Annotated in this window: 13 protein-coding genes; 9 read left to right on the top strand and 4 right to left on the bottom strand. The window is 33.7% G+C overall.

Annotation, left to right across the window (positions count from 1 at the left end):
* Positions 1–76: 76 nt before the first annotated feature.
* Positions 77–538 carry a hypothetical protein gene (locus FD18_RS07385; RefSeq protein ID WP_057719284.1) on the top strand — a complete coding sequence of 154 codons (462 nt, stop codon included), beginning with the start codon at positions 77–79 and terminating at the stop codon, positions 536–538.
* 196 nt (positions 539–734) lie between these two features.
* Positions 735–1766 carry a YeiH family protein gene (locus FD18_RS07380; protein WP_057719283.1) on the top strand — a complete coding sequence of 344 codons (1032 nt, stop codon included), beginning with the start codon at positions 735–737 and terminating at the stop codon, positions 1764–1766.
* A 159-nt stretch (positions 1767–1925) separates the two neighbouring features.
* Here the strand turns inward: FD18_RS07380 and FD18_RS07375 are convergent, their stop codons facing one another.
* The 3 genes from FD18_RS07375 to FD18_RS09485 form a co-directional block, all read right to left on the bottom strand.
* Positions 1926–2339: a DUF3021 domain-containing protein gene (locus tag FD18_RS07375; RefSeq protein WP_057719282.1), complete on the bottom strand. Its 414-nt coding sequence runs from the start codon at positions 2337–2339 to the stop codon at positions 1926–1928.
* 1 nt (position 2340) lies between these two features.
* Complete coding sequence (locus FD18_RS07370; protein WP_057719281.1) at positions 2341–2778, bottom strand: LytTR family DNA-binding domain-containing protein; 438 nt, start codon at positions 2776–2778, stop codon at positions 2341–2343.
* A 208-nt stretch (positions 2779–2986) separates the two neighbouring features.
* Positions 2987–3856 carry a LysR family transcriptional regulator gene (locus FD18_RS09485; RefSeq protein WP_083486770.1) on the bottom strand — a complete coding sequence of 290 codons (870 nt, stop codon included), beginning with the start codon at positions 3854–3856 and terminating at the stop codon, positions 2987–2989.
* Between the two features lie 120 nt (positions 3857–3976).
* Here FD18_RS09485 and FD18_RS07360 point away from each other — a divergent pair, with 120 nt between their 5' ends.
* The 5 genes from FD18_RS07360 (at position 3977) to abc-f (ending at position 8991) form a co-directional block, all read left to right on the top strand.
* Positions 3977–4513, top strand: a complete 537-nt coding sequence (locus FD18_RS07360; protein WP_057719280.1) for a flavodoxin family protein — start codon at positions 3977–3979, stop codon at positions 4511–4513.
* A 12-nt stretch (positions 4514–4525) separates the two neighbouring features.
* A complete protein-coding gene (locus FD18_RS07355; RefSeq protein WP_057719279.1) occupies positions 4526–5566 on the top strand; it encodes an alcohol dehydrogenase catalytic domain-containing protein in 1041 nt (346 codons plus the stop codon).
* Positions 5567–5577: 11 nt separating this feature from the next.
* The gene (locus FD18_RS07350) at positions 5578–5952 is read left to right on the top strand and encodes a DUF2255 family protein (RefSeq protein ID WP_057719278.1); all 375 of its coding nucleotides are present in this window, start codon (positions 5578–5580) and stop codon (positions 5950–5952) included.
* Between the two features lie 4 nt (positions 5953–5956).
* Entirely contained in the window at positions 5957–6808 is an 852-nt protein-coding gene (locus FD18_RS07345; RefSeq protein WP_057719277.1) for an alpha/beta hydrolase, read from the top strand.
* A gap of 677 nt (positions 6809–7485) precedes the next feature.
* Positions 7486–8991 carry a ribosomal protection-like ABC-F family protein gene (abc-f, locus tag FD18_RS07335; RefSeq protein ID WP_057719275.1) on the top strand — a complete coding sequence of 502 codons (1506 nt, stop codon included), beginning with the start codon at positions 7486–7488 and terminating at the stop codon, positions 8989–8991.
* Positions 8992–9071: 80 nt separating this feature from the next.
* Here abc-f and FD18_RS07330 read toward each other — a convergent pair whose 3' ends face one another.
* Entirely contained in the window at positions 9072–9530 is a 459-nt protein-coding gene (locus FD18_RS07330) for a pyridoxamine 5'-phosphate oxidase family protein (protein ID WP_057719274.1), read from the bottom strand.
* Positions 9531–9613: 83 nt separating this feature from the next.
* On the opposite strand from FD18_RS07330, the gene FD18_RS07325 reads away from it, so the two are divergent.
* On the top strand, positions 9614–10063 hold the full coding sequence (locus FD18_RS07325) for an acetolactate decarboxylase (protein WP_235499908.1): 450 nt from the start codon (positions 9614–9616) through the stop codon (positions 10061–10063).
* A 555-nt stretch (positions 10064–10618) separates the two neighbouring features.
* A partial coding sequence (locus tag FD18_RS07320; RefSeq protein WP_157053624.1) for a DUF1542 domain-containing protein occupies positions 10619–16339 on the top strand: 5721 nt, incomplete at its 3' end.

The following is a 16339-nucleotide window of genomic DNA, read 5'->3' as shown; positions in this document are numbered from 1 at the left end:
GAGCTAAAATTGCTCTTGGTCATTTTTAGTTTAACCAGTATACTGGTAGAAAGAAGAATATTAAAGGATATGAAGTATGGATTCGAATGAATTAATTTTTACTAAATTAGAAAATAAACGTTTACGTTACAATTTGCTTGCGGACATCTTGCTAATTCTTGGAGGTATTTTAATGTTTAGACAGCCTCCAATGAGCCTATTATTTCAATTACTTGGAGCTGGTTTAATTATTATCGGAACCGTATTTACTTTTTTATCATTTCGAGTAAGAACTAGTAAACAATATCATGACCTATCTTTATTAGTTAAAAATGAGCCAAGTAGTTTTAAGGAAGTCGTTAATTTATTTGGAGCAAAGTTAGCTGCCTTAGCTTTGTTTGTGGGAATAGGGCTTATCGCATTAGCAATTTGCTTTTTCTTTTTACTTAGTCGCTCTTGGATTAAAGCTTTATTGTTTTTCTTAACATTTGAGACTGTAATTGATTTGAAAGATTTTATGAATAATATCACAAAATTAAAGGATGAAAGTACAATTTAAGCTATCATCCTTTTTATATCAATAAAAATATTTGTGATTTTGTGAGCATATTATTTTACTTTAATTATTGGATTGGATATTATAGTATCATAATAATTTTGCTTTCGAGAAAGAATCACTTTAAAACACTATATGATTGCTTATTCTGTAAATTTTCCTGGGTGGGAGTAAGTAATTAAACTGGAGGTATTTTTTATTGATAAGTATTGTTAAGAGTAAATCATTTGGTCTTGCAGCTGTAATGACTTTAATTTGTTCCGTGGCAGGTATTTTTCTAGCAAAATTCCCCTATGTTAACTTGATTGGTGCGTTGGTAATTGCCCTTTTATTAGGAATTTCACTGCAGGTTTTACCGATTGGGGTAAGAGAAGAAGCAGCCCCAGGGATTGGTTTTATTTCTAATAAGTTTTTGAGATTAGGAATTATTTTACTGGGTTTTAGACTGAATCTTACTAAGTTAGCTGATGCTGGTATTAAAACAATTTTAGTTGCAATGCTAGGGGTAAGCGGAACGATTGTTTTGACCTACTGGCTTAGTAAAAAGTTTGGGGCGGAAGATGAATTAGCTGTGTTATCAGCTTGTGGCTGTGGAATTTGCGGAGCAGCTGCTGTAATGGGCGTTTCCCCTCAAATTGAGAGTAGAGATGAAGAACGTAAAAGAGAAAACGAGGTACTTGCTGTTGCCGTAGTGTGTGTGATGGGAACAGTATTTACACTCTTAGAAATTGTGATTAAACCAATGCTTGGGTTAACAGATTCACAGTTTGGTATTGTTGCTGGCGGATCTCTTCATGAAATTGCTCATGCTATCGCAGCCGGCAGTGCTTTTGGTGAAGCTAGTTTAGACAGTGCCTTGATTATGAAGCTATCTCGCGTTCTGCTTTTAGCACCGGTTGCCTTGATTGTAGGTTACTGGTACCAAAGAAGACTAGTAAAAGAAAGTGCGCAAGATCATACGCAAGCACCTAAGAAATTACCAATTCCTTGGTTCTTAGGCGGATTTATTTTAACAAGTATTTTAGGTACTTTCTTACCATTCCCACCAGTAGTTTTAGATGGCTTGGTTCAAGCCGCATACGTATTCTTGGGAATGGCAATGGCCGCTTTAGGTATTTCTGTTAATTTCAATGTGATCTTTAAGCGTGGTGGTACAGTCTTTGGTGCTGCTGCAATTAGTTCAACTTGTTTGATGATTTTTATGATTATCATGAGTAAATTATTCTTTTAAACTGATAAGATATAAAATATAATATTGCTTTGCGTTTTTGCTAGTTTAGATATATAGGATAAAGAATATGAAAAAGAGGTATGGATAATTTCCGTACCTCTTTTTCATATAATAATTACTTATATTATTAGAGCATATTTTAATTAAAATTCGTTAAATTTATAACTTTTGGTTTACTTTTTGAATCTGAGTTTTAACTTGGTGGTAAATACATAACCAAATTATAATATAGCCAATTATGTAACAAAGTGTAAAGATAATTAATGACATAAAACTCATTTCAATCCAATTGTTAAATAAATAAAAGAATAGATAATCTAGATAAATTACTACAGCATCAATTAAAGTAGCGATTCCAAGAGATAGTTTTTCAATCTTAAATACAGCACTGATACCTCCAGCAATAAAGGCTAAAAGTAAACTAGATAAAATGTTTTTGTTAATTTCTAAAACAGAAGTTGGATTGTAACCAATTGCAAAATAGTAGCCGTAATAGAAAATAGTTAAGATTAAGGGACCGAAGCCAGCTGCAATTAGACCTCTTTTGATAAAATCTAAGATAAATTTTTTCATTTTAATCTAGCTCCTTTCGTATTTTTTTGAAACAACGTCTAGAAACATAATCTGTAAGACCGTTTTTCATAACAATGTTTACACCTGCTGTCTTAGTTTCTTCAAAGCGATCAATATAGATTTGATTAACAATTGAAGATTTATTAATGCGCCAAAAATTATCTGGCAATTCATTAATTAATTGATAGATACGTTTACGTAGATGGTATTTTTTATTGTTTACGCAAATTGCAAATACCTTATTACTAAGGATTGTGATCATAATAATGTCTTCTAGTTGCAAAATAATAATATCTTTATCGTCGTAAGCAATAATTGAATTTGAATTACCATTTGTTAAAACAAACTTTTCTAAATTATCAGTAAAAATACTTTTTTGATGTACTTGTGCTTGAATTATTTCCTCTTTGTTAGGATTAATTAGCAATTTAAATTTCATCTTTTTAGCTCCTTTCAAGAAAAATTATATTTGATAAACATGAGAATATCTTACTATTGCAATTATCGGTAAATTTTAAAAATTAATCGGTTTAAAAGTTGAATGTTGAATATACAAAAAGCTAGTGTATGTTAATTGATGCACTAGCTTTTACTTTAAAGATGTATCTAAAAGAAATTATTATAGAGTGATCTGTTTGATTAGAGGTTTACTTTTGATCGTATTTACTCCACTGGTCTTGCAACTTTTCAATTAAAGGTTGAACTCGATCCTTATTGTGTTTTAAGTAACAAGCGTAGAATTTCTGATGTGCTACTTCGTCTTTTAAGGGACGCACGCTATGGTTATCAGGCAAATTATGTCCCCACTTAGAATCTAAACTCGTCAAGTTTGTTGTAAAGAAAGGCAAAAAAGAGTATTGAAGAATCTCACTGTATTCACTTGATTCGTTTTGAAAGATTATCTTGCTATCTGGAATTTCCTCTTGATAAATTTTAGACCAAAACCCAATTGGCGATGGACTTAAGATTGTCTTTCCCTTGAGCATCTTAAATGACAGTTGCTCATGTTGATTGAGATTACAATTAGCTGGCAAGTTAACAGACATGGATTCTGTCCCTAAGTAAGTTGAACCAATATCCCGATCGTTAATAGGAAAGTTAAGCAAAAGACAGGTCACTTGGTGCTCAGCTAATAAATTTTCAAAATTTGATTCAACTAACTCACTTACAATTTGAATATTTTTATCATGTAAAGATCGTAAAACAATACCAGGACCAGGTGCATTGACGCCGACAATTAACGTGGTTTGGTCTTTTTCAAATTGCTTGACCCGTTTAGTAAAATCAAGATTATCGTCGATTAACTTTTTTGCTTCACGTGCTGTGTATTTGCCCGTCTCACTTAAGGAGAGTCTGTTTGGCTTTCTAATGAATAAAGTAACGCCCAAATCTTCCTCAAGCTTTTTCATAGAATGAGTAATGGCTGGTTGAGTTAATCCAAGAACTTCTGCTGTCTTGGCAACCGTTCCGTACTTTGCGAAGGTTACTAGTTCTTCTAGTAAGTAATTTTCGATCATCTATATGTACCTCATTACGATAAATTCAATTTATACTAGCATTAAAAACTGTGATTTTTCAAGTATTAGACGACTAACTATAATTAATTATGAAAATTGAATATAAAAGAAGGAGGCTTTATGACGAAAGTAGTAATTTTAACTGGAAGTCCGCACTTTAATGGTGCTTCTAATAAATTAGCTGATAAATTTGAAAAAGGAATAAGAGAAACTGAAAATAAAGTTTATCGCTATGATGCAGGTTTGCAAGGCGAAAGTGCACCTCATTTTTTGCAGTTAGAACACGCACCAGGTATGGAAGTTGGCATTCCAGATAATGACATAGTAGAAAAAGAAGTAATTCCTAAGCTGCTAGAAGCTGATATTGTTGTTTTAGTTTCATCCCTTTATTATTTTGGTCTTAATGCCCAACTTAAGGCAGTCATTGATCGTTTTTATGATTATAATCATGAACTTAAAGATAAAAAGATGGTCTTTATGATGGCTGGGTATGGTACGCAAGAAGATATGGATGCTGTGAAATTACATATACATAAGTTAAGTGATGATATGCGCTGGCAAATAATTGACGAAATTTATGCGGATGATTCATGGAATGATCAAAAATTAGAAAAGTTTGCTCAAAAGGCTTATGAATTAGGTAGGAGTATTAAATAAGGAGATCTATTTATGAAATATGCAGAATTTGTTAAGGCTGGCGAAATGAAAGTTGTTGATAAGCCAATGCCAAAGATTGAAAAGGATGACGATGTAATCATCAAGGTCCTTCGTACCTGTGTTTGTGGTTCTGACTTATGGGCATATCGTGGTTTAGAAGAACAAGGCCATGAAAATGCTGGTCATGAAATCATCGGTGTGATTGAAGAAGTGGGCAAAGATATTACTACTGTTAAAAAAGGCGATTTTGTAATTGCACCATTTACTCATGGATGTGGACACTGCCGAGCATGTTTAGCTGGCTTTGACGGTGTATGTATGAATCATGACTTGGGTGACAATTTCTCCAGTAGTTATCAAGCTGAATATGTGCGTTTCCAACATGCACAATGGTCATTAGTTAAGGTTCCTGGTAAGCACGAAGACTACAGTGAAGGGATGCTTAAGTCGTTTTTAGCATTAGCAGATGTAATGGCAACAGGTTATCATGCGGTTCGAGTTGCTAATGTTCAACCAGGTGATTCCGTAATCGTCTTAGGCGATGGTGCTGTAGGTTTATCAGCAATTATTGCGGCTAAGTTGCGTGGAGCAAAACAAATTGTTTCAACTAGTCGTCACCCTGACCGTGAAGCATTGGCTCGTGAATTTGGAGCTACAGATAATGTAGTGCAGCGTGATGAAGAAGGAATTCAAAACTTGCTTGCTATTACACATGGCGGAGCTGATGCAATATTAGAATGTGTTGGTAGTAAGTTATCAAATGAAGAAGCTATTCAAGTAGGTCGACCTGGCTCATTGGTTGGTCGTGTTGGGTTACCACACGGAGCAGAATTAAATCCAGGTTTAATTTTCTTTAAGAATATGAGTGTTGCTGGTGGACCTGCATCAGTTACAACTTATGATAAAGAAGTATTACTTAAGGCAGTCTTAGATGGCAAGATTAATCCCGGTAAAGTATTTACTAAGACTTATTCTTTAGATCAAATTAATGAAGCCTACCAAGATATGGCAGATAGAAAAGTAATTAAATCCTATATTAAAGTTAGTGATTAAAGGTGATATTAATGGCACAATGGACTGATGAAGAAATAGCAGCTTTTAAGAATGCGCAAACCTTGCAGAATCGTCCTTATAACGATGACCAATCAAGCTTTGCGGAAGATAATCCAGTTTGGGAAGTAGTTGTAGATAAGCAAGTTTTTATTCGTGGTGCTAAAGGAATTAAGGATACTAAGTGGTATCAAGCAGGCACTAAAAATGGTGGCCAAGTAGAAATTAATGGTCGAAAATTTGAAGTTGAATATCAACCAGTTAATAATACAGATTTGATTCAAGATATTACCGATGCTTTTAATAATAAATATCATGGTCAATATCCAATTGATTTGATGGTATCAGATCCAGTTGCTAAGGCAACGATTGCAATTGTGAAAAAGTAGAAAAATGAAGAAGAAAAATTTATTTGCTTTATTAATGACCAGCATCCTTTTAATTTTGGCAGGGTGCTCAAGCCAAGATAATACTAGTAGTAAAAAGGTGCAAATTACTTCAACGCCAACATTGTTTTTTCATGGTGGAGGCTCCTCCTATCATGCAGAAGAGCATATGGTCAATGCTGCAAAGAAGGCCGGAGTAACTACATCTGTTATTCGAGCGGAGGTTTCGAAAACTGGTAAAGTTACTTTAGTTGGTACTTGGCCTAAAAATGCTAAAAATCCAATCTGTGAAGTAAACTATGAAAATAATCGTCAACTTAATTTCAATAAGCAGGGTGAGTATGCGGCTAATGTAGTGAAGGCACTTCAAAAGAAGTATGGAATTAAGAAAATCAATATGGTGGGACATTCATTAGGTAATATTTCGATTATTTATTACATGCTCCAAAACGGAAATAAGAAGAATATGCCTCAAATTCAAAAGCAAGTTGATATTGCTGGTCATTTTGCTGGCTTAGATTTTGATGGAATTCCTAATTCAATTAAACAGCCAAAAGGAATGAAGTTGAATAGTAATGGTAAGCCAAATAAAATGAATTCAACTTATAAACAAATGACTGAAGTTAGGAGTATTTATGCTAAAAAGCATGTGAAAGTGCTGAACATCATTGGTGATATTGGCAACGGTAGTGATGGTAGGGTTGATAATAAGTCATCCCTTTCATTGCAGTATCTTGTTGGGGATGGTAACAGTACTTATCGTATTTTGAAGATTAACGGCAAAAATGTACAGCATTCAAAGCTCCATGAAAATGTACAAGTTGATAAAGCTCTTATTAAATTCTTGTGGAATAAGTGATAGTCCTTGATTGAAGGGATAAAGGACTGATTTGGATTAAAATTTATAGATTGGTATAATATCAAACCGAATTTGTATATTTATGTAATATAAAAAATAATATTAATATACTAAACTCTATGAAGTATTGGTTAATGTTTCATAGAGTTTTATTTATACTGTATATTACGTTTTGATAAAGAATGGAGGGTTGAATTTGCTTCCAGATAAGAAAAAACAAATAAGATCTATAATTGGAATGTTGGTTTTACTCATATTTTTAATCCTGGTGAATGTATATCATCAGAGATTAGATGTATATTGGACTAGTTTCTTGATCATCGGCGGAAGCGTGTTGTTGATTGGAGTTATTTATAGGATTATAAAAATTATCAAGGAATAGTTGAATAATAGATAGACTTGTTGAGGTATAAATTAACTATTTATGATTGATTTTGATCAGATTTCATGATATCTTAATTTTATCAATTGAAATTCACCTTTAGAAAGAAGGGTCGCTGTTGCGTCTTTAATCTTGCAAAACTAAGCATAGTTGAAATTATTCGTTTTTTATTAAAGGGATGAACTATGCACTTTTGACAAGATTATTAGACTAACATGATCTTCTTTTAATACGTAAAAACATGGAGAGTCTGTACTTGTCATAAAGTGCAGGCTCTTTTTTCGAGGTGATTTAAATGAGTAGTATTAAAGTTTCAGATGTATCATTTAGATATGAAGATAGTAGCAACAATATTTTTAATAATTTAAATTTAGACTTAGATAGCTCTTGGAAGCTAGGACTAGTGGGTAGAAATGGACGAGGAAAAACGACTTTTCTTAATCTTTTACAGGAAAAATTAGTTGGAAGAGGTGAAATTCAAACTAAATTGAATTTTTCTTATTATCCAATTAGGATTAAGGATCCGACTAATATCACTCTATATGAGTTGCAAGATCAAGTTATGTTTGAAGAATGGAGACTAGAGCGTGAGCTAAATTTAATGCACGTTGACTCAAATTTAATCTGGCAGCCCTTTAATACTTTAAGCGGTGGAGAACAGACCAAAATTTTATTAGCTTTATCATTTATTGATCAAAATTCTTTTCCTCTTATTGATGAACCTACAAATCATTTAGATGAAGAAAGTCGTCAGGCAATCTGTAAATATTTAACTAAGCATCATAGAGGATATATTGTTGTAAGTCATGATCGTAATTTTTTAAATCAAGTAACTGATCATGTACTAGCAATCGAAAATACTGAAATTCATTTATATCAAGGGAATTATGCAACATATGAACAAATCAAAAAAGGACGTGATGAATTCAATCGTGAAAAGAATGAAAAACTAGCTGGCGAAATTAAAAATTTACATAATCAAAAAGAGCAATTTTATCATTGGGCACAAAAAATAGAAGCTAGGAAAAATTTGGGACAAAAAACACAATATATTCTTAACCGTAGAGCTAGAGTAAATAAGGCTGCGATTGGACATGCAGCCGCCAAAATGATGAAGAAATCTATTACAAGTAGAAATAGAATGGATAAAAAGATTGAAGAAAAAGAAGGATTAATGGTTAATATTGAAGATATACCAAAATTAACGATGAACTTTCAATCTAATTATCATTCCACTCTTCTTGAAACTAGAGGTTTAGGTCTGAAAGTAGGGAATAAACACCTATTTTCTAATTTGAATTTGATAGTGAAAAATCATGGCATTGTTGCACTTGAAGGTAAAAATGGCTCTGGAAAATCTACTTTTTTAAAATTTTTATTGAATAAAGTCCTAATAAACAGTAGCGGAAAATATCAGCTAGCTAATGGATTAAGAATTTCGTATTTACCGCAAGATTTCACAATATATCAAGGGAGTTTAAAGAATTTTGCGTTTCATCAAAAATTGTCTTATGAGGATTTTCTTAATATTTTGAAGAAGATGGGCTTTCCTCGTACTAACTTTAATGTGTCAATTGAAGCGATGAGTATGGGACAACAGAAAAGAATCGCTTTGGCAAAATCACTACTTGAGCCGGCAGATTTGTATTTATGGGATGAACCAGCAAACTATCTAGATGTCTTTAATCAAGATCAATTGATTAATTTACTACAAGAAGTAAAACCAGCAATGCTTTTAATTGACCATGATCAGTATTTTATTGAACAAGTTGCCGATGAAAGAATTAAATTAGCTAACTAAACCATATTAAAAAATGGATAGGTGAAAAGAAACCTATCCATTTTTATTTACTTATTTAGTTATGTGGGAAAAATGATTAATTAAAATTCAAATTTTCTTGTAAAAATAGGGTGAGTACGATGATCTAAGTAGGCTGCTTCTTTTGGTGTAATTTCTAAAACCCGTAGATCTTCTTTTGCACCTTCAATATCATCTGCATATATTTCATTTAAATAATCATTTTTTTCAAAAATTTCGTCAATATATTTATGTTCGACATTTTTAATTGTTCCCCGAATTGAAAAACCACATGAATCCATCGTGCCATCTCCTTTGTATCCATTAATAATCACCTTAGGTTGATGGATCAAATCTTGAAAGAAGGGATTTTGGCTAGAGGTAACAATGTAGAGCTTACCATTTTTATTTAAAACTAGATCACAAACCTGAGCAGAAGGTGCACCATGATGTGTTGTAGCAACATCAACATTGTGAACTTCATTAGTTGCAAATTTTAAGAATTCTTCATTACTAGTTTGATTATTTAAGATGCTAACCATGTCTATTCCTCGCTTAAATTTATTTTTATTCAAGTTCTATTATAGAATGGATTTGTGATATATCTATATTAGAAGTAGTTGATTTGAAGTTTTCTATTCATTTTGAAGAGATAAAAGATAGTTTTAAGGTCAAGAATTTAACTCAAAAAGAATTAGAAGATAGGATTTTAGCTGACTATCCTTATAAAAATGTCTTTTTTACAGTTAAAATTGTAGAAACTTTTTCAATTGTTAAAACAAGAGTAGTTGAAAAGCAGTCAAGACCTTACAAGACTTTATTGCAAGTAGCAGATGAACAAGCCGTTTTTGAATCTACTGATGTTTCTAGTACAGCTATAGGTTACTTTGCACTGAAGATGTTCCAAGGAATGGCAGCTGCTGGATATCATTTACATTTTTTAGCAGATAATAAATCAATTGGTGGGGAGAATGTCTCCGATTTGGTAGAGTCTTTTTCTGATGCGGTATTGCTTATTATTGCAGATAGCAAAAATCTTATTTTCAATAATTGTAAATATTATAATACTGTCTAAGTTAAGCATAATTAAGTCTTTATCATCATAGGCAGGTATTATATTTGAATTATCGCTTGATAAAACGAATTGCTTTAATTGAGTAGAAAAATCACTTTTTCGATGAACAGTAGCCTCGACAATTTCTTGACTGTTTGGATTAATAAATAACTTAAATTTCATTTCTTACTCCTTTCAAGTTAAATTATATCGATATGAGATATTTTTACTTTATTTTGTCAGTCATCGGTCGGAAATGACTTTTAATCGGTAATGAGAATTTAATAAATAATACTATACCTAATAAACACTGAATAGAAAAAAGTTATTTAATAGAGAAAGAAATTTATTAAAGAAAATATTAGAAATAATCCGATATTGTAGAATGAAATGGAGACACATGTTACTATATAATTATTAATAATTGAATTGTGTGTATTTGTATAATTTTTTTATTATATTTAATTTTAAATAACAGTAAGGGAATGATAAAATCAATAGGTTTAAATTTAAGCCAAATTGAATAGACAACAATTTTTAATTGAATCGACTTAAATTTGTCATTGGAGGAAAAATATGGTTTCAAAGAATAATATTGAAATGAAAAATAAAAAAATGAGAGACGAAAAACAACGTTTCTCCATTCGTAAATTTAGTGTAGGTGCTGCATCCGTTTTAATCGGATTAAGTTTTAGCTTATATAACGGACAACAAGCATCTGCTGATACGGTTGATAATGGCAATAAGTCTGTGGTAGCAAGTTCACAAGATAAAGAACAGACAGACAATAATCAAAGTGCTGATACTAATACTCAAAATAAGAGTGAAGAAAAATCAAATACTAATCAAGCTAAAAGTACAGTAACTGATGATCTTGATCACAGTACAGTTGTTGCTAGTTACAAGGCTCATACTCCTAATAATGCTAGCGAATTTAACAAGAGTAGTGAAAATACTGAAAGTAAGTCAGATGAAAAGCAGACTGCAGCTACTGAAACTGTTAAAACTGAAGAAACTGCTACTAAGGAAGTAGAAACAAAGAATACTGCAACTAATGATGTAGCTAAGAAAAATGATGAAGCAGCCGCTAAGACAAATATTGCTACTGATGTTAATAAAAAAGTAGTAGAAAATGTAAAGACTAAAGCTGCTACTCCTAATGTAGAGACTAAGAACACTGAAACTCAAACTGCAAAGACTGACGAAGAAAAAGTAAAAACAGCAACTATTGATAATGCATCTACTGATTTGAACAATTCAGTAGATGATGCAACTACTGAGGTTTCAACTAATACGTTTAATGTAAATGAAGCAGTTAAGAATGCATCATTCCTTAGTGCGCGAGCTGCTACTGAAAGCAAAGTGACAACTAGAGCACTTGCAGCTGAAGCAGAGGATCCTAATGCAGTAACAGTTACGGATGCTCGAGGATTAATCAATGCAATTCAAAAAGGGTCTGCTACAACTATTAATGTGGCTAATGATATTAATCTTGCGACAGTTACTGATTCTAACTATACATATGTTTCAAGAATTAATACCAGAGACTTTACAATTAAATCTGCAACAAATGGTGTAAAACATACTATTGATTTTTCTGGCTATGTTTTTAACATGAGTACTCCAAACACAGTAACTTTCAAGGACTTGGATATCTATGCACGTAGTTACTGGGGAGTAATTTATAATGCTGGTGGGTATGTATATGATAATGTAGACTTCACTGGATCACAGCTTATTTATACGGCTTCTAATACTAATGCAACCGTTACATTTAAGAACAAAGTTACAGCTACTACAGTAGGATCATACACTAGTCCAATTGATGGTAAATCACGTTCCAGTCAAGGTGGGGACACCCAACAAATTCTTCAATTTGAGGGTGGAAGAAATCATATTATTTTTGATGGAAACAGTAATGTGACCTTAGGGACAACCAACTCAAATGTACTTGAAATTGATGGTGGTACAGCTACAATTGACGTTAAAAATGGTGCTAATGTAACTATTAACCCACATTCTAAGGGAAATCCAGAAAATCGTAATGGTATTGGAACTGGAAGAATTGCCCGGGCGATTGCTTCAAACGCCAATACTACAATTAACGTTGATAAAGGTGCTAACTTAACTATTAATACTGAAAAAGCTAGCGGTGATAGCGATGTAGCTGGTGCTTTATATTTAAATTCTGATGCCACTCTTAATGTAAATGGTGATTTGAATATCAATTCAACAGGTACTCCAAGTACTAGAGATAATGGTTACCCAGTATACATTGCAGGTAATGCAGCAATTAATGTTGGTAATGGTGGTAAGTTTAATTTAAGTGCTACTAATACTGGAAGTTACAACGATAATTTGATGTCAATTTCGGGTAAGGGAACAGTTAAACTTGCGCCTCACTCTAACTTTAAGATTAGTGCTGACGGTACAGGTGCTTTAACTGCTATTAATTTATCATCTGGTAGTACATTCACTTCAGATCAACCAGATTCATTTGCTATCGATCTTTCCGCAAATACCAGTACTGGTAAGTCACTAATTAAAAATGGTACTATCAATTTCACCCGTGTTAAGACGGTTACTGATGGAAACGAATCACAGCCTTTGGGCAAAATTGATGTAACTTATGATAGAAATGGTAATGCTACTTCTTACACTATTACGTCACAAAATGAAAATACTGTTAAGCAAGTTGGAGAAGGTCTTGCTAACAAGAACTTGATTGATCTTGTTAAGGCTGGTGAAGACGTTACTCTATCTAACCTTCATTTAAGTAAGAATAATATATTGACTGGTACTGTTGCTTCAAGTGGTAGCAACAACCCAATTTATGTAACTGTTACTGTTGGTGGAGTAAGCACTAATGTGCCAGTAGTCGGAAATTATACTGTGTACACCAACACTAACGGCACAGTAACTTCAGACAATGTTGATTACGCTGCACAAACTGCTTCAACTGGTGGTAACTTCTCTATTGATTTATCAAAACTTGCAAGTAGCTTGACTGATGATGCACAAGTTGCAGTTACTGCTACAAAAGATTTCGTTGAATCCTCTCAAACTGAAAGTGTGGCAGCATTACGTGCACTTAATACCACTACTCTTCAAGAATTAGTAGATGCTGCTCCGGAAGAAGAAAAGAAAGCAAGTTACTACAATGCTACTGAAGAAGCTCAAAAGGCATATACTGATGCAATTTCAACTGGTAAAGACATTCTTGCCAATCCAAATAATTACGATCAAGTTGACGTTGATGATGCCGTAACCGCCATTCAAAATGCTCAGAAGGCTTTAACTGGTAAAGAAACCAATAAGACTGAACTTCAAGATGCTATTGACCAAGCATCAACAGTAGAATCAAGCAATAATTATACCAATGCTGATGCTAATTTACAAAGAGCCTACACTGATGCAATCAGTGCCGGTCAAACAGTTTTAAGTAATGCTAATGCTACTCAAACTGAAGTAGATAATGCATTGACCACCATTAATAATGCAAAAGATGCTTTAAATGGTGATGCTAAGAAAGCAGCAAGTAAAGAAGCCCTTCAAAAAGCAGTTGATGAAGCACCTACTGTAAAATCAGATGATGCTGCATACTACAATGGCTCTGATGAAGCTAAGGCTGCTTATGATAAGGCAATCAGTGCTGGTCAAACAGTTTTAGCTGATCCAGACGCAACTGCTACTCAAATTACAGATGCTTTGAATGCCATTAATAGTGCTAAGGGTAATCTTAAGGGTGAAGCAACTGATAAATCAGCGCTTCAAACAGCAGTTGACAATTCTGCGACTGTAAAAGAAAGCAATAACTATACTAATGCAGACGAAACTCAAAAGACTACATATGATAATGCAGTTACAGCTGCACAAACAGTTTTAGATAAAACTAATGCAACTCAAGCAGAAGTAAACCAAGCTCTTCAAGATCTTGAAACTGCGAATAATAACCTAAATGGGGATGCTAAGACTGAAGCTGCAAACAAGGCTGCCTTAGAAGCTGCTGTTAAGGATGCGCCAAATGTAAGAAATACGCCTGCATACTACAATGGTAGTGAAGAAGCCCAAACAGCATATAATAGTGCAATTACTGCTGGGCAAGCAGTTTTGAATGAAACAAATCCATCGGCAAGTGACGTTAAGAATGCTTTAGATGCAATTAATGCAGCAAAAGATAACCTTAAAGGCGAGGCTACTAATACTGAAGCCTTGGAAACAGCTTTAACCAATGCTAATAATGCTAAGGAAACTGGTAACTATACTAACGCCGACCAAGCAAATCAAGAAGCTCTTAACAATGCAATTACTGCTGGTCAAGAGATTTTAAAGAATACTAATGCAACTCAGGCAGAAGTAAACAATGCAGCCAAGGCTATTACTGATGCAATCAATGGCTTGAATGGTGATAGTAACCTTGCAAATGCTAAGACTGCTGCTACTGAAGATATTCAAAAGGCTTTAGATACTAAGACTACCGAAATCACTGACGCTACTAATATTGATCAAGTTACTAAGGATCAATTAATTGCAGATGCTAAGAAAGCCGCAGAGGATGCTAATACTGCTATTAATCAAGCAATCGATGCAAATGCAGTTAACACTGCTAAAACTGAAGGAATTACTAAGATTAACAATGTAAAAATTCCAAGTTTAGATGATGCTAAAACTAACGCAGCCAAAGAAATTGATCAAGCATTAGCTGATAAGACCAAGGAAATCAATAACGCTAACAATATTGACCAAGCAACAAAAGATCAGTTAATTCAAGAAGCAACTGATGCAGCAACTACCGCAAAGGCTGCTATTGAAAAAGCTACAACTAATGATGCAGCAACTAAAGCGGGCCAAGATGGTGTTGATGCAATTAACAATGTAAAGATACCAAGCGTTACTGATAGTCAAAATGCTGCAAAAGAAGCAATTGATGATGCCCTTAACGCTAAGACTAAGGAAATCAACGATGCTAACAATATTGATCAAACAACTAAAGATCAATTAATCAAAGAAGCAACTGATGCAGCTAATAATGCTAAAGAAGCCATTGATCAAGCAACTACAGCTGATGCAATTAAAACTGCACAAGATGAAGGAACAACTAATATTAATAATGTTACTGTTCCAAGCTTGGAGGATGCCAAAAAGACAGCCAATAAAGCAGTAGATGATGCTCTTACTGCTCAAACTGAGGTAATTAACAAAGCTGATAATCTTAGTGATGCAGAAAAGAAAGATCTAATTGATCAAGCAACTGCTGAAGCCAATAAGGCTAAAGAAAATATTGAAACAGCTACGACAAACAACGAAGCAGCTCAAGCAGGCCAAGCTGGTGTTGATGCAATTAAGAAGATTGGTCCAACAAGCTTAGATACTGTGAAGTCGGATGCAAATAAAGCAATTGACAATGCTTTAACTAAGAAATTAGAAGAAATTAATTCAGCTAGTGATCTAACTACTGATGAAAAGACTGCGTTAATAAAAGAAGCTAATATGGCTGCAGATAAGGCAAAAGAGGAAATTACTAAGGCAACGACTAATGATGCTGTAATTGAAGCACAAACAAATGGAGTTACTGCAATTGATGGCATTAAAGTTCCAACTGAATCAGCAGTCAAAGAAGCAGCTAAGAAAGCAGTAGCTGACGCAGCAACTGCAAAGAATAAGGCAATTGATGCTTCAAACTTAACAGATGAAGAAAAAGTTGCGTTGAAGAAAGCAGTAACTGAAGCTCAAAATGTTGCAGATCAAGCCATTGATAATGCAACAACAAACGCAGCAGTAACTGAAGCTCAAACCAATGGCGTGAATGCAATTGACGGTATTAAAGTACCAACTGAATCAACAGCTAAAGAAGCAGCTAAGAAAGCAGTAGCCGACGCAGCAACTGCAAAGAACAATGCAATTGATGCTTCAAACTTAACAGATGAAGAAAAAGCTGCTTTGAAACAAAAAGTTACTGAAGCACAAAACGCTGCAGATCAAGCCATTGACAATGCAACAACAAACGCAGCAGTAACTGAAGCTCAAACTAATGGCGTGAATGCAATTAATGGCATTAAAATTCCAACTGAATCAGCAGTCAAAGAAGCAGCTAAGAAAGCAGTAGCTGACGCAGCAACTGCAAAGAATACTGCAATTGATTCTTCAAACTTAACAGATGAAGAAAAAGCAGCCTTGAAACAAAAAGTTACTGAAGCACAAACAGCTGCAGATCAAGCCATTGACAATGCAACAACAAATGCAGCAGTGACCGAAGCTCAGACCAATGGCGTGAATGCAATTGACGGTATTAAAGTA

Origin of the sequence: Lactobacillus taiwanensis DSM 21401 (genome assembly GCF_001436695.1) — a bacterium.
GTDB classification, from domain to species: Bacteria; Bacillota; Bacilli; order Lactobacillales; family Lactobacillaceae; genus Lactobacillus; species Lactobacillus taiwanensis.
The sequence above is the reverse complement of the archived record's forward strand: the minus strand, read 5'-3'. Positions and strand labels throughout refer to the sequence as shown.

What these genes read in the sequence shown, in the direction of transcription:
- FD18_RS07385 (WP_057719284.1), top strand. Translation starts at nt 77, where the DNA reads ATGGATTCGAATGAATTAATTTTTACTAAATTAGAAAATAAACGTTTA.
- FD18_RS07375 (WP_057719282.1), bottom strand. Translation starts at nt 2,339, where the DNA reads ATGAAAAAATTTATCTTAGATTTTATCAAAAGAGGTCTAATTGCAGCT.
- FD18_RS07370 (WP_057719281.1), bottom strand. Translation starts at nt 2,778, where the DNA reads ATGAAATTTAAATTGCTAATTAATCCTAACAAAGAGGAAATAATTCAA.
- FD18_RS09485 (WP_083486770.1), bottom strand. Translation starts at nt 3,856, where the DNA reads ATGATCGAAAATTACTTACTAGAAGAACTAGTAACCTTCGCAAAGTAC.
- FD18_RS07360 (WP_057719280.1), top strand. Translation starts at nt 3,977, where the DNA reads ATGACGAAAGTAGTAATTTTAACTGGAAGTCCGCACTTTAATGGTGCT.
- FD18_RS07355 (WP_057719279.1), top strand. Translation starts at nt 4,526, where the DNA reads ATGAAATATGCAGAATTTGTTAAGGCTGGCGAAATGAAAGTTGTTGAT.
- FD18_RS07350 (WP_057719278.1), top strand. Translation starts at nt 5,578, where the DNA reads ATGGCACAATGGACTGATGAAGAAATAGCAGCTTTTAAGAATGCGCAA.
- FD18_RS07345 (WP_057719277.1), top strand. Translation starts at nt 5,957, where the DNA reads ATGAAGAAGAAAAATTTATTTGCTTTATTAATGACCAGCATCCTTTTA.
- abc-f (WP_057719275.1), top strand. Translation starts at nt 7,486, where the DNA reads ATGAGTAGTATTAAAGTTTCAGATGTATCATTTAGATATGAAGATAGT.
- FD18_RS07330 (WP_057719274.1), bottom strand. Translation starts at nt 9,530, where the DNA reads ATGGTTAGCATCTTAAATAATCAAACTAGTAATGAAGAATTCTTAAAA.